We start from the raw sequence: 14,393 nt of genomic DNA, 5'->3' as shown, positions 1-14,393 counted from the left end.
CTCCCCTTGTTATTATTAAATAATTATACTAACAACTTATAAAATTATTTGCCTTCCCATTTATATGTAGCAATATGTTTGCTAGTATCAAAACTCCATACTTTACGATTAAATTTATATTGATTATAAAAAGATTCCCACATATCCAAATGTTGCGAAAAGTCTATAGTCCCTACCGAAATAAGATCTGCAGCTTTTACATTTTGATATTTTGGATTGAATCCCGTACACCACCAATTTTTCTTCTGTGGATCCCACTCGAAAATACTGTTTCCGTCTTTATCTCTTAAAGATAATGTCATTGGCATTGCATTATCCACATCCGAGAACCAATGAGGTTCCCCGCCGGTGTATATTCCTGTTTCAGCTCCTGCCCCAAGATTCAGATAGTCACCTTTCCATAACCAAACAATATATTCTTTTTCATTTCCTTTTTCTCCAACTTTAAACGGAAACTTCTTTCTACCCATGTCAGTGGCTAAATAGAAAACAATATCATAAAGGTCATTGTAACCGCCGTATTGCTGCAGTGCATCCTGCTGTGCATGATAAACTCCATTTTTATCTCTGTCAAAGCCACCTACCTCAAATAACTCCTGCCAAGCTCCACTTTGAGTTTTCTTGACAAAACTCTTATATAGAGAAGTATCTTTAGCAGCATCCATTATTTTATCGTTCCATTTCATATTATCATTTTTACTAAAATTTTCATATAGGCTTAGGCCAAATTGTATTCCAGATTTCCCAGTTTCTAGTACACCATTTACAAAAGCCAAAGGATTCTTTTTAACTGTTTGATAAACTTCTTTTTTAGCGAAATCTACTAATTTGCCAAATCTTTTTTTAAGATTTGAAAATGCTCCCGTTGCTTGTTTTGCAACACTCTTTGCTTTCTTTATAACTTTTGTTCCTGCCTTAGCACCTAATTTAACCCCTTGCTTAACAACATTTAATGCAGTTTTTAACCCCTTTGCCCCTAGCTTTGCACCTTTTTTTACTAAACTGCCTACAGATTTTAGACCCTTTATTCCTTGCTTTGCTGCATGTTTTACTATATTTCCAACTGCTTTTATTCCGTTTGATCCTGCTTTTGCTGCATGTTTTACCATATTTCCAACTGCTTTTATACCGTTTGCCCCTGTCTTTGCTGCGTGCTTGACAATATTTCCTACTTCTTTTATACCGTTTGTCCCTACCTTTGCTGCGTGCTTGACTATATTTCCAACCGCTTTTATTCCGTTTGTTCCTACTTTTGCTGCATGTTTAACTGCTTTGCCTACTGTTTTTATACCGGATGAACCTGCTTTAGCTACTTTTTTAACTATGTTCCCTGCCAGTTTACCGAGGTTGAATCCAAACCCCTGAATAACTTTAGCATTATGACCTGACTGTGGTTTTGGAGATTTAGGGTACTGAAATGTATTACTTTTAGAGCCCTCTTTTTTAGCCTTACTTCCCATAATATCAGCTTCTTTTTCAAGCCCATTATCATGACTCACAAGCAAATCCGATTTCATTTGAATAGTAGAGCGTACTTTCCCCTTCATTTGCTGTACAGCGTGCCAGCCTTCATGAGGAAGATGTTTTTCCTGTCCCGGAGCAATATGTATATCACTTCCCTTTGTATACGCCAAAGCTCCAATCTGCTGTGGTTTATCAGAGTTTTTATGAACTTTTAGTTCTGAGAGGTCAACCCCGGATAAATTTTCAAGCCCTGCCCGCAAGTTATTGGGCATTCCCATATTTGAAGATGCCTGCTTCTTGCTATTTGAATTAGTTATAACTTCGGAACTTAAACTACTCCCATCCAACTTTCCTTGCTTTTTACGTAGTATTGCCTCCTCTCTCATGGCTATTGCCTGCCTGTATCCTATTATTGATTGTAAAAATATAAATTCATCTCTGGATATGGCATTTGGATTATTGGCCATTATCTGAACTAATTTCTTGTAATCTGTTGTTCTTACATTTTTTTTATTTGCAGTCGGCATATTATTCTTTTTACTGCTGTTCAGAGGATTTCTGTGCGACGATTGGTCAGGTTTTTTTAATAGTATCTTAGTCTGCATTAGATCACTCCCAAAAAGTTTACTCAAATATAAGTAAATTTTTGGGGGCTTGTAACACCCGGATTGAAAAAAAAATATACCACTCTGTTTATTGCTGATTGTTGATTTCAAATGCAACTTACATCGGTTAAATGCAACTTACCTGTAAATCCATTGAACAGTTAAAAAGTATTTCTTATACTACACATATCAAATTAAATCAAAGGAGTAATACATATGCTTGGAATAATTACATTGCTTATCGCCCTTGGTGCACAAATAGGATTTCTTGTTTACAGACTTGTAACTAAAAACCGCCAGTTGAAAGTAAAAAACACTATACGAATTGCAGCATTCGCCATTTTCGCCTTGTTATTAGCTACAGGCTTTTATTGGTGGGGCTTCCGCTGGATAGGATTATTTATCCTTCTTGCCATTCTCTCAACCTTCAGTGTTATATATTTTATAAAAAAGCCCAAGACAGAGAAGGAACATAAGGCCTTTCCAGCTGTACTCTCCTGTCTAAGCGGATGTATCTTGCTTACAATCTGCATCCTGCCGGGAATTCTGTTTCCACAGTTTAGTCCAATCGAATCTACAGGTAACTATGCTGTGAATACCACAAGCGTTACCTTTGTGGATACATCTCGCATTGATCCATTTTCAAATACAGGTGAAAATAGAAAACTTACGGTTCAGTTTTGGTATCCGACTGTTGCGGAAGGTTCGAACACATTTCCACTTACCATATTCTCTCACGGGTCATTCGGATATCGAGGCAGCAATCTTTCCACTTTTAAAAACCTTGCCAGCAACGGATTTGTGGTATGTAGCGTCGACCACAGCTACCATTCTTTCTTTGCAAAGCATACTGACGGCACTACCACATTAGTTAATACAGAATTTCTGAGTGACGTTACTAATATTACCAATGACAAGTACGACGAGAAGACCAGCTATGACGAGACACATGAATGGTTGAACCTACGTACCACCGACATAAATTTCGTACTGGATAAAATTCTGGACAATAAAAATGCGGAGATACCCGAATCCGTATATACCATCATCAATCCAGAAAAAATAGGGCTTTTGGGGCATTCCCTGGGCGGTGCGGCAGCAGCACAATTAGGGCGTCAACGTTCTGATGTGGATGCGGTAGCAGTAATCGACGGAACAATGATAGGAGAAGAAATTGATTTTAAAAACGAACATGCTGTTCTGAATACTGAGACCTATCCTATCCCTTTGTTGAACTTATACAATGATAACCACTATAAGGATGCAAAACAAATAGGAGCAGCATATAATAACCTTTCCGCCAGCGCTAATGCAAAAGAGGCTTATGATGTAGTCATTCGTGACTCAGGTCATCTGAATTTTACCGACCTTCCTCTCTTTTCTCCTGCACTGGCCCATATGCTGGGTACCGGCGAGGTAGACAGCCGGTATTGTATTGAGACTATGAATAAAATTGTACTTGACTTTTTCAACCATACTCTCAAGGATGAACAAGAGCTCCATTTACAAACGGAATATTAGACAGAACCTAATGGCACTGCCAATAATTATGCTATAATTAGTAGGAGATTATTCGTTTATTAGCTGACGATCTCCTTATTAAGCTAATTAGAGGGTATTATATTGAGAGTTTCAGTTGAAAAGATAAGTTTTGATTGTGCAGAGCAGGCAATTATCCAGTGCTATGAAGTAAACGATGATGTGAAAAGCATTGTCCGCTTCATCGAATCCACCGAGGCCACACTTGCAGGGTATATAGATGAGCGAGTAAACCGAATCCCACTGCAGGATATTTTGTTTGTGGAAGCGGTTGATAATAAGACCTATGCCTACACATTAAAAAAGGTTTATGAGATAAAATGCAAGCTGTACGAATTTGCAATGCAATATGAGGACAAACAGTTTTTTAGATGCTCTAAATCTTTTGTCATAAACCTTATGAAAATCGATAATGTACGCCCTGTTTTGAATGGTCGGTTTTCTGCAACCATGTTCAATGGTGAAGAGGTTATTATTTCTCGTCAATATGTTCCTGAATTAAAAAAACGATTATTAGGTGAACGCATATGAGCCACTTTAAGACTTTTTTGAAAAGATGCCTGTTGGAATACTTCATTATTACCACTTGTATAACGGCAGCAACCGCTGTTCTGGGACTCACCCTTGACCCTACTGCTAAGTTTGGTTATGAGAGTTATTTTTCGCCGCTTCTTTTTGGATTTATCAGCATTATACCCTCGTTTTTAACCTATTCTCAAAAGGAATTATCCTTCCGTCAGACTGTCATACGAAAGGTACTTCATGTCATTGTCCTTGAAGCAGTACTGATAGTAGTGGGTTTTCAGGTAGAGATACTCAGAGTTCCTTCTGATGCGCTCATCTTTGCAGTTGCAGTTTTTATTGTTAATATCGCAGTCAATTTTATAAGCTGGAAACTCGACCAGAAAAATGCCGACGATATTAACAAAAAACTTAAATCACTTCAAGGCCGAAGTTAACGACATTTTAACTTCCAGTTTTTCTTAGGGTCATCCACAGCCTTTACTTTTTAAAGGTTTATTTTTTTGTCTTGACAGCCACACTACTACGTGATACTATGTACCAGTACTAAGTAATACTGAATATCAGTCATACAGAATAGTATTAGGAGGTGATTGTGCTGGATAACCTAACGGAAATGCTCAAAGGAGTACTGGAGGGCTGTGTCCTTGAAATTATAAGTCGAGGGGAAACCTACGGCTACGAAATCACGCGGCGGCTTAATGCTCTCGGCTTCTCAGATGTCGTAGAAGGAACGGTCTACACCATTTTGATACGGCTTGAGAAGAATAAACTCGTAAACATAGAAAAAAAGCCCTCCGACATGGGGCCACCGCGAAAGTTCTATTTACTCAACGATTCAGGACGAGAAGAACTGAACCGCTTTTGGGAAAAATGGGAGTTTGTTTCGTCTAAAATTAATGAATTAAAGGAGAGAATATAATGAATTTTTGGGAAATGATTACGGGAAGTGACATGACTAAAGAATTGAAAATCTTTGAATCACGAGCCAAAAAGCTACCGCCTGATTATCAAGAGGCATGGGAAAAAATCAAGGCCAATCTTTGGCCGCACTCAGACTTTACCGGACGTAATCTCATGCCAATTCTTGACGGAGTGCTTGGCTTACTTGAAGAAACAGCGGCGGACGGTCAGAGCGTCCAAGAGGTTTTGGGTGACGATATCAAAGGATTTTGCTCGGCACTGGCCGGTGAAGAAGGGGCAAAGACTTTTCGCGACAAGTGGCGCGAACAACTCAACAACAATATCGCTAAAAAATTAGGTAAATAGGAGGTTAAAAATGAGAATACAAGATATCATCGAAGGTAAAAAAGAATGGCGAGCCCACGTGGCTCGTGTCAAAGCGCTCCCGCGAGATTATCAGATTGTTTATAAAGAGATTCAAAAATATCTCTTTAAGGTCGGCCCTGTTGAGCTAACCGAAGGAACAGGCTTGCTATCGGGGATTGTCGATCTTTTTGAAGAGGGCGCGGCCCTGGGGAAAGGCGTACTCGAGGTGACGGGCAGCAATGTAGCGGCTTTCTGCGACGACCTAATCAAAGATTCAAAAACTTATGCTGACATTTATCAGGAATCTGTTAATCAGGAAGTTTACAAGGCCATAAAAAAGGATACGGATAAAACAAAGTAAAAGGGGGACATCGGAATGGAAACCGCAATTCAAGTAAAAGGACTGCAGAAGTCCTACAAAAAACTTCATGTTCTCAAGAACGTGGATTTTCAGGTGGAAAAAGGCAGTATTTTCGCCCTGCTGGGCTCCAACGGTGCCGGCAAAACGACAATTGTCAAAATCCTTTCAACACTTCTGAAACAGGATGGCGGGACAGCCGCCGTCAACGGCTTTGACGTTGCAATAAAGCCCGATAATGTACGGCAGTCCATCAGCCTGACCGGGCAATTTGCCGCCGTTGACGAGATATTAACCGGCCGTGAAAACCTTATTATGATTGCAAAGCTACGGCACCTGACAAATCCGCGCCTAATAGCTGATGATTTACTGAAGCGCTTTGGTTTGACTGAAGCCGCCGACCGCAGGGTGTCTACTTATTCGGGAGGTATGCGCAGGAAGTTGGATATTGCTATGAGCCTTATAGGAAAACCGCAAATTATCTTCCTCGACGAGCCAACCACTGGGCTTGACCCTGAGGCCCGCATTGAGGTCTGGAAAATTGTTAAAGAACTTGCTAATGGTGGTACTACAGTATTCTTAACTACACAGTACTTAGATGAAGCCGAACAACTCGCAGACAGAATTGCCATTCTGCATGAAGGGAAAATTATCGCAAACGGTACACTTGAAGAGCTGAAAAAGCTATTCCCACCCGCAAAGGTGGAGTATGTGGAAAAACAACTGTCATTGGAGGAGATATTCCTCGCAATTATTGGTAAAAGGGGGGCAAAGTAAAATGGAAACTATTAAAAAACATTCATTCAGTGATATTAGCGTAATGCTCGGACGTTCCATGCGCCATATTTTCCGCAGCATGGATACCATTATTACAGTAACAATCACTCCAATTGCAATGATGCTGCTATTCGTTTATGTGTTGGGCGGTGCAATAGAAACCGGGACAAACAATTATGTAAATTACCTACTGCCCGGTATCCTGCTGATTGCCATTGCAAGCGGCATCTCCTACACAGCTTACCGCCTGTTTATGGATATGAAAAGCGGTATTTTTGAAAGATTCCACTCCATGCCGATTGCGAAATCATCCGCACTGTGGGGACATGTACTGACCTCATTGGTATCGAATGCAATTTCAGTTATTGTAATCATTATTGTAGCTCTCATTATGGGTTTCCGCTCGTCTGCAGGAGTATTGTCTTGGCTTGCCGTGGCCGGTATTCTGTCGCTGTTTACTCTGGCCTTGACATGGATTGCGGCTATTGCCGGACTATCAGCAAAATCCGTGGACGGTGCAGGTGCCTTTTCCTACCCTCTTATCTTCCTTCCTTTTATAAGCTCGGCCTTTGTACCAACCAATTCTATGCCGGGGCCTGTCCGTGCTTTTGCAGAAAACCAGCCGGTAACCTCCATCGTGGATGCGATACGTTCTCTGCTTGCTCAGCAGCCTGTCGGCAATGACATTTGGATTGCACTTGCATGGTGTCTTGGTATCCTTATTGTGGCATATATTTTTGCAATGAGAGTGTATAAACGCAAAGCAGCTTAATGCTGAAACCCGCCATCTGCAATGCCAGTTGAATCGAGTAAAACTCTTGACGCTCAAATATTAATATGATAATCTTGTAATTGTAATTAATTTAATATTATGTAAAAAACAGGTATTTACATGTTTTTTATACTTATAATTTGGACAATATCTATTATTTTTTGGTTGATTATTCCAAAGAACGAAACAAATCAATGGGCCAGTAGGACAGCATTTGCCTCTTGCTTTGATGTACACATTTATTCCGTTTGACAATTTTATGTATCATACTTTAAAACCCAGTTATAAGTGGCTGACTTTGTGGTCTGAAGAAAACCGCTGCCACAAATATCTCTATTTCCACATAAAAAATATCCAAAACTCTACTGAGCAGCAGTTGAAGAATCAGGTATTAAATACTATGTAATTACCGGAAGTTTTACAGAACGAATAAGCAAAATATTGAAAATTTTCGGACTTACACCTGTTTGGGATATACAAGAAGCATTAAACATGAGTAAGAGTCCTACACCGGTTAATTACTGCCAAAGGAGAGTTGACGAATGAATTCAGTTTATTTTATTCCTACGAACAGGAGTATTGAAAAATCTCTAAGGAGTTATATAAAGGAAGTAGCATTTGCTCAAAAAACCTATAGCCTTGATATTCCCATCGTTATTGCAGAAACAACAGATGAGGCATTTGTAAAACATAACCATAATGTTATATCAGAATTAAAACATAAGTATCCTAAAGTTAAAATAATTCACATGACCATGGAGCACCAAAACAAATATTTTCAAACTCTTTTTGAAAATAAATCTCGCCAACTAAAAAATTTATTTGTATCAAGGGAAAAAAATTATGGGATTGCAATGAATAAACTTTTTCTTTTTGCCAGTTCGTTTAATGCGGACATGTTTCATAGGAGAGATTCTGACACATGCTTGATTTCGGATGAAATCAAACATGCCAGTACTATGTATCCCATTGAGTTTGAGTTAAAATACCTGAACAAACCTGTTTCTTACGTTAAAGAACAATTGGGTCTGACAAAACCTGATCCAAGGATTGATAATAAAGAGATATGGGTCATAGGAGGTAATTATTTCGGCGAATGGAACCTTGATTTAAAAGATTTTGCCAAAAAATCGTATGAACATATATATAAGCTTTATGAATTATTAGGATTTTCAAAGGATGCTGTTAAGGATATATGTACAAAAGCTTATCAATTTGACAAGCCGTTAAAACTTGACGACGAAATAAATCTTGTTACTTCTGTAAACAGTGAGTATTATCCTGATTGCGGTAATATAGCTGTTTACAAGCTTCATGAATATATACCCGCTCTTCCGGGGAAAAATACGCTTTCTGCTGATTATTTTCCGTTTGATACGGCTGCTTCCATAGGTATTCCTTTTCTCCATCATTCCAGAGAGGTTTTCCATGAATATCACTCCGAAAGGTTTAACTTACAAAGTAAAATAAATTACTGGAAAGGTATGCTGAAGTTTGCCGACTACTTTAATCTTTATTTAGATATACCTAAGAGTTCAGACGATAACAATCACACAAACATAATAACTGACTCATACATCCAAGAATTAGGTACTTATATATCTTCTCAGAGTTTAGCTTCAAAAAAAGAAAGAAAAGATCGGCTAAGACAAATCATAAACGAAATTTTAATAGGCTTTAACGATAACTATACCATGATAGGTCAACATTTACTAGATAATCTGGAATACTGCATTGAAGAAAACAATGAAGAATTCCGTCTGCATGGTGAATTGATATATGAATGGCGTTCACTGATTGCGAGAGCTAAATCTATTTATATACCAGACCTGATAGACCAAAATGCACTGGTAGCTTCCGGGATATAACGGATGAAGGATTTAAAACATATTGGGAACTGAAACTTGTGCCTGTTCTACGATAGAAGCAATATCGATATTACTTCTATCATAAATGACAAGAATAACTAATAGTAACAAAAATGCATACTCATTGCTGAATATGCATTTTTATAAGTTTTTACTAATTATTTATCATTAATGGGAATATAATAATCAAGGGTTATATCCCCATTTTCATCAGGTGTAGTAAATCGAGGACAATTATATAACTCCATGCACCATTTCATTTTGTCACACTTATAACCATTTTCCTTAATGGCTTGCTCAGTAAGAGAATGAGCGGAAGAGCAAACATCAGCTGTGTTTTTCCCTTTTATCCATCCAATTGCAACATCTGTTTCTTCTATATCTTTATAGCAGTAGCCTTCCGGAACAGATACTCCATCTTTCATTAACATACCAACGATATATGAAAAGTCTCCATCCCCTTTATCCCAGTCAATCATTACACCTACGTATGCACTGTCATATATAAAATTGGTTTGTTCTTCAAGTAGTGAGAAAATTTCGTCAGTAAAACATTTATCCCCAAAAGCGGGAATCTGATTTTCACCTTTCATATGTGCTTCCATATTATAACGGATTTCTTTTCCCACTAGTTTTATACTTGGCAATCTTTTAACTTCGAATTTAATTAGTTCGCTCATTTTTCTTTCCTCCCGAATGAAATAATCACTTTCCAATCCTTTTATTTTATACCAAAATCTTTTAAAAAGGAATGAAAATCATAATATCGGGATTATACAAATCATAATATCGGGATTATACGAACTAACATAAGTAGGCTGCGTCATTCTGATACTTCGCAAGTCCATTGAAATTGAGAAAAGATTGTACTTTAAACTGCAAAAGTGGAGAATGTTTCGTTTGTAAATTTATTATCCTTTTATAAAATGATTATTTCTGCTATTTTTTCATAAACTAATGTAAAACAATAATGGCCTAATCGAAAAAGGAGACATATTTATATGCGCAGCAGACTACTTTTATTCATTCTAGCTTTAGTATTCACTTTACAGCTTACGGGAACAGCTTTACTCTGCTCAGGCTGTTCTATGATGCATGATGATGGCGATAAGGCTCTCAGAATGGATATTGCAGAGGAATCTAAATACCGTAAACCCGAAGATATTTCTCTGGAGAAAAAAAATATAACTGTCAATTTTGAGGGGAATAGACTTGATTTATCTTTGCCTATATATGAAGAATATAACAGGTACTACCTACCTTTAACAGAAATCATAAATAATATTGACGGAGAACTTACCTTTAAAAGTGGAAAAGCCAATATAAATGTAAATAAAAACAAAATTGATCTTTATACCAAGGACAATTATTTTGTCAAAAACAATAAAAAAGTTTCCTTAAAGAAAAAAGCATTAGTGGCAGACAATTCAATTTACGTGTCATTATTCGATCTGAAAAAAATGCTGAATCTTAAGGTAGTTTGGGACGAGAAAAATAATAGTATTGGCCTTTTCTGGAACAGGGATAATACATCCGCTTCCAAACAGCCAGATAATGGGAAACCTGCTTTAATCAGATTTGAAGACATAGCACCGGAACAGAGATATGCGACTGCGGAAAGTCTAGAGAAATTAAGGATAATATTTGATTATTGCTACTCACGAAATATCCCCATACATTTAGGGTGGGTTCCAAGATATATCGATCCTCAAAAAAATATAGATAATGATCCAGCAGTAAAATATAGTATTCATAATGCCAATTTTATTTATACCCTAGACTATTTAGTTGATCAAAACGGACTAATTGGTCTTCATGGATATACTCATCAGTGTGGAGACGAAGTAAGTATAAACGGAATTGAATTCAACGGCAACCGCAATACAAGTAAAGAAAGTATTATAAAAAGACTGGAATCTGCCATTGATTGTGCCAAAAAACTTGATATACCAATATCATTCTTTGAAAGTCCCCATTATGCTGCGCTACCCTCTCAGAAAAAAATAATGGAACAGTATTTTGATAATATCTACGAGTATCAAATGTTTTATTTTGAAAAAAATATAACCAAGGTTAACAATGGCAACCGGGTAGTCAAGTATATACCAACTCCTCTAGGTTATGTGCAAGGCAAGGGGGATACCAATAATATGATAAACAAAATCAAGAATCTGAATAATGACACCCTGGCGAGCTTATTTTTTCATCCAAGTATCGAATTTGAGTTTATCGTGCTTACAAAAAACCCCAACGTATATCCATCCTTTAAATATGACGAAAATTCTCCTCTTCACAGAATTACAAATACTTTCATCGAATCAGGATATACCATTAAAAATATTAATCATTAAAACAAGCTATTAAGAATTAATTTAAGATGAAAAAATGGTTATAACTTATATTAACAGCACAATATTAATAAATAATATATAAACAATGAAATTTTAGGACGGGCAACGAGTCAGAGTGGCATTGTTCTGTCAGGTATTCTTGTGCAAACATTTCTGGTTTTGCTGTTAATTTAGCCATTCAGGCTCACCATCCTTTATAAAGGTATTAAAAAAGAACTGCCTACAAATAACAATATAAAAAAATTACTTTGGGCAATTCCTTTAGATTAAATTTTTTATTTAAAAGATATTACTAAAATAATTATTTGTACTCGCTATGACCACACCTAGTACAAACATGGATGGAATAAGTAACACCACCAGTAGTGTATTTTATCCATTCACCATAAGAATGACCTAAAGCAGGAATTGTAACAGTTGTAACAACAACTCCACATTTCGTACACTTACCTACCTTTGTACCAGTCGCAGTACAAGTCGGTTCCTTAGTGGTTTCGTATGAACCATTGAAGGTATGTGCACAGGCTGCATATGCTGAAAATGCACTACCGATTGATAAAATACAAACAATCAGCATTATTAAACCTTTTTTTAAAATCTTTTTTTTCATTGAGTATCCCCCCTTTTAATTATTATATTTTTGATATACTGGTTTATTTCACTATTATTTACTGTATTGTAAATAATAAAGTGTGTTGCCCCGAATGAAATAATCACTTCCAATCCTTTTATTTTATAACATAATTTAACAAATAGGAATAAAAATCATAATATCAGGTAATTGCGAACATAAGAAGTATATATTGATCCCTAAGTGTGACTTTTGGAATATTACAAGTATAATCTAAACATGGTTTGGAAAAGGAATAATATTGATACCCTTAAGATTTGTGAATAATTCTTTAGCATCATATATATTGCACAATAATTTCCAATATGTTATATTTATGGTATTATATGTTATCGACTCTGTATAAATTAACCTATTAAAAAATTGGAGGTAAACTATATGAACAAAATAGTGTCAAAGAAAAAAATAGCCGCATTTTCAATCACCGTATTAATGTTATTGTCAGTAACTCTAAATTGCTTTGCTGCTACAAAGTATATAAGTAATTATAAAGTTGTATCAGAACAATATGTTACATATAATAAAGATAAAACTATAAAATCTTCTTATGGATATTTTGGTGGTAAATATGAATCACCTGTTCAAACTTCTCACTCCAACTATGAATATAGTGATAGTGATGGGTACAAAGGGGTACTTACATCAAATGGATCTTTTACAAAATCAAGTTCTGAAACCACTTATAATGCAGATGGTACATATGTAATACATGCTATATATTATGGATATTTTAGCGGAAATGTTTCAAATTAATATAAAACGGTATTAAAATTTCTACAGAAAAATGTACAGAATGGATTCATATAATTAATATACAGCCCTCAGCGATAAATCCTTGAGGGCTGTAATCTACTTCTTATCTGGAGGCTTTACCGAATTATTTAACTCTCCATCGTCCAAACTGTCTTTTATCAGGTTAAACCACTCTTGTAGCTTTTGCTCCAAATATGTACGAGGTATAAATAATCTTAGCCAAGCAGGTACAAAATTGTAAAGTTGGTTAAGGACGATATCGAATCTTTCCTGTCCTTTCTTCGTTCCTGTAACAGCTTTTTCAGCCTGACGAAATAATTTATATGCCAGTTCCCGGAGCTTCGACCAGCGCTGTTTTACGATTAAATAGCCTATGTAACAGGCAAAACAAAGACAAATTAAAATAACAAACCAGTTGCTTATATAAAAGTCTTTCACTACGCTCTACCTCCCAACTTGTTTACTATGTTCATAACAAATGCCGGAAAAAACTTCTTTGTTTCAAGCATTGGTAGCCAGTCATCAGGTTTAGTCTGGGTTGCCTTGATAACCTCTTTAGCTGTTTTGAAATTATTCCACAATATCTCCTGACAGCACTGCAATATTTCTTTTGCTTTTGCCTGTGTCTGTGGGCCTATGAATCCGTCCGCTTTCAACCCCGCCATAGCTTGAAATCCTTTTACATTCATTTCTCCATCTCCCCCTTTAAGTACACTATCTCTGATTGCTTCTTTTTGTGCTTGACTTATACCTTGATGTTCGATTAATTGTACATGCCACGGCTCGTATGATATTGGCTTAATAAGTCCGAATTTTATCAATTTCGTATTTGTCAAATTATTAAACTACGGATCCGATATGTCCATTGCTATACAAAAACAGTGATTACTTTTCCCGTATGCTCCTGCCCAACACTTGCCATTCCTTGTCCAAACTGAACCATCCGGCTTTTGATATCCCCCTTGACTTTTTCTCTGTACCAATGATTGAGCGTTAATCAATTTCTGTTTTATTAGGCTTCTGTAACCAGATGTACATAAACAATTTTTGCTTTTGGCAACACACAGGGTATTAACTGCAGCAATCAATTTGGGATAAACAAAACATTCATCAGGATACTTGAATTTAACGCTACACGACATGTTCTTTTGCCTCCAATCCGTCTATTCTTTTATGTGCTGATTTTGCAGACTCTTCAACACCTTTTACACGTTCAGCTAGTGCAAAATGTCGTTCTTCTGATGTTTCTTGCTTTCGCTTTAAATCATCAACTCCAGCTTTTATATAACCTACATCGGATATAAGTGTTCCGGAATTCTTGCCTGTATCTGTACTTTCTTTTTTTAATCCGTTCCGATAGCCAATGTAACTAAATATAATAGCGCTTAAAGTTCCAGCCACACTAATAGCTACTAATACATTAACTTCCATTTATCAGTCCTCCCAAAGATGTATTTTTATAAAACAAAAAGAGAGCCAAACTA

General features: G+C 36.6%; 16 protein-coding genes and 1 pseudogene. 11 read left to right on the top strand and 6 right to left on the bottom strand.

Annotated features, from left to right (window positions below; translation table 11 throughout):
* Positions 1 to 44: 44 nt before the first annotated feature.
* Complete coding sequence (locus tag L323_RS32565) at positions 45 to 2,069, bottom strand: DUF4474 domain-containing protein (protein WP_020815853.1); 2,025 nt, start codon at positions 2,067 to 2,069, stop codon at positions 45 to 47.
* 216 nt (positions 2,070 to 2,285) lie between these two features.
* Between L323_RS32565 and L323_RS32560 the strand changes: the two genes are divergently transcribed.
* The 9 genes from L323_RS32560 (at position 2,286) to L323_RS32520 (ending at position 9,174) form a co-directional block, all read left to right on the top strand.
* Positions 2,286 to 3,590, top strand: coding sequence for an alpha/beta hydrolase family protein (locus L323_RS32560; protein WP_020815852.1), 1,305 nt, complete (start codon positions 2,286 to 2,288; stop codon positions 3,588 to 3,590).
* 102 nt (positions 3,591 to 3,692) lie between these two features.
* Positions 3,693 to 4,139: a LytTR family DNA-binding domain-containing protein gene (locus L323_RS32555; protein WP_020815851.1), complete on the top strand. Its 447-nt coding sequence runs from the start codon at positions 3,693 to 3,695 to the stop codon at positions 4,137 to 4,139.
* Positions 4,136 to 4,567, top strand: coding sequence for a DUF3021 family protein (locus L323_RS32550; protein WP_020815850.1), 432 nt, complete (start codon positions 4,136 to 4,138; stop codon positions 4,565 to 4,567). The genes L323_RS32555 and L323_RS32550 overlap by 4 nt, the downstream gene beginning before the upstream one ends.
* Positions 4,568 to 4,725: 158 nt before the next feature.
* Positions 4,726 to 5,052 carry a PadR family transcriptional regulator gene (locus L323_RS32545; RefSeq protein ID WP_020815849.1) on the top strand — a complete coding sequence of 109 codons (327 nt, stop codon included), beginning with the start codon at positions 4,726 to 4,728 and terminating at the stop codon, positions 5,050 to 5,052.
* Complete coding sequence (locus tag L323_RS32540) at positions 5,052 to 5,399, top strand: DUF1048 domain-containing protein (protein WP_020815848.1); 348 nt, start codon at positions 5,052 to 5,054, stop codon at positions 5,397 to 5,399. Before L323_RS32545 ends, L323_RS32540 begins: the two co-directional genes overlap by 1 nt.
* Before the next feature lie 10 nt (positions 5,400 to 5,409).
* The gene (locus L323_RS32535; RefSeq protein WP_020815847.1) at positions 5,410 to 5,760 is read left to right on the top strand and encodes a DUF1048 domain-containing protein; all 351 of its coding nucleotides are present in this window, start codon (positions 5,410 to 5,412) and stop codon (positions 5,758 to 5,760) included.
* Positions 5,761 to 5,775: 15 nt separating this feature from the next.
* Positions 5,776 to 6,534 (top strand): ABC transporter ATP-binding protein, encoded by a 759-nt coding sequence (locus L323_RS32530; RefSeq protein ID WP_020815846.1) that lies wholly within the window; start codon positions 5,776 to 5,778, stop codon positions 6,532 to 6,534.
* Position 6,535: 1 nt separating this feature from the next.
* Complete coding sequence (locus L323_RS32525; protein WP_020815845.1) at positions 6,536 to 7,306, top strand: ABC transporter permease; 771 nt, start codon at positions 6,536 to 6,538, stop codon at positions 7,304 to 7,306.
* A 542-nt stretch (positions 7,307 to 7,848) separates the two neighbouring features.
* Entirely contained in the window at positions 7,849 to 9,174 is a 1,326-nt protein-coding gene (locus tag L323_RS32520; protein WP_020815844.1) for a DUF6271 family protein, read from the top strand.
* A 158-nt stretch (positions 9,175 to 9,332) separates the two neighbouring features.
* On the opposite strand, the gene L323_RS32515 is transcribed toward L323_RS32520, so the two are convergent.
* Complete coding sequence (locus tag L323_RS32515) at positions 9,333 to 9,854, bottom strand: GyrI-like domain-containing protein (protein WP_020815843.1); 522 nt, start codon at positions 9,852 to 9,854, stop codon at positions 9,333 to 9,335.
* A gap of 321 nt (positions 9,855 to 10,175) precedes the next feature.
* Here L323_RS32515 and L323_RS32510 point away from each other — a divergent pair, with 321 nt between their 5' ends.
* The gene (locus L323_RS32510; protein WP_020815842.1) at positions 10,176 to 11,525 is read left to right on the top strand and encodes a DUF2334 domain-containing protein; all 1,350 of its coding nucleotides are present in this window, start codon (positions 10,176 to 10,178) and stop codon (positions 11,523 to 11,525) included.
* A gap of 301 nt (positions 11,526 to 11,826) precedes the next feature.
* Here L323_RS32510 and L323_RS32505 read toward each other — a convergent pair whose 3' ends face one another.
* A complete protein-coding gene (locus tag L323_RS32505; protein ID WP_020815841.1) occupies positions 11,827 to 12,135 on the bottom strand; it encodes a hypothetical protein in 309 nt (102 codons plus the stop codon).
* Between the two features lie 399 nt (positions 12,136 to 12,534).
* On the opposite strand from L323_RS32505, the gene L323_RS32500 reads away from it, so the two are divergent.
* The gene (locus L323_RS32500; RefSeq protein WP_020815840.1) at positions 12,535 to 12,909 is read left to right on the top strand and encodes a hypothetical protein; all 375 of its coding nucleotides are present in this window, start codon (positions 12,535 to 12,537) and stop codon (positions 12,907 to 12,909) included.
* A gap of 96 nt (positions 12,910 to 13,005) precedes the next feature.
* On the opposite strand, the gene L323_RS32495 is transcribed toward L323_RS32500, so the two are convergent.
* The 3 genes and pseudogenes from L323_RS32495 to L323_RS32485 all read right to left on the bottom strand — a co-directional run bounded on the left by L323_RS32495 (position 13,006) and on the right by L323_RS32485 (position 14,340).
* Positions 13,006 to 13,347, bottom strand: a complete 342-nt coding sequence (locus tag L323_RS32495; RefSeq protein ID WP_020815839.1) for a hypothetical protein — start codon at positions 13,345 to 13,347, stop codon at positions 13,006 to 13,008.
* Positions 13,347 to 14,051 (bottom strand): annotated as a pseudogene (locus tag L323_RS32490) (peptidoglycan-binding protein). Before L323_RS32490 ends, L323_RS32495 begins: the two are co-directional and overlap by 1 nt.
* Positions 14,041 to 14,340: a hypothetical protein gene (locus tag L323_RS32485; protein WP_020815838.1), complete on the bottom strand. Its 300-nt coding sequence runs from the start codon at positions 14,338 to 14,340 to the stop codon at positions 14,041 to 14,043. The pseudogene L323_RS32490 and the gene L323_RS32485 overlap by 11 nt, the downstream one beginning before the upstream one ends.
* Positions 14,341 to 14,393 lie beyond the last annotated feature (53 nt).

The organism is Ruminiclostridium papyrosolvens C7, from assembly GCF_000421965.1.
GTDB classification, from domain to species: Bacteria; Bacillota; Clostridia; order Acetivibrionales; family DSM-1351; genus Ruminiclostridium; species Ruminiclostridium papyrosolvens_A.
This window is presented reverse-complemented; position numbering and strand designations above follow the sequence as displayed.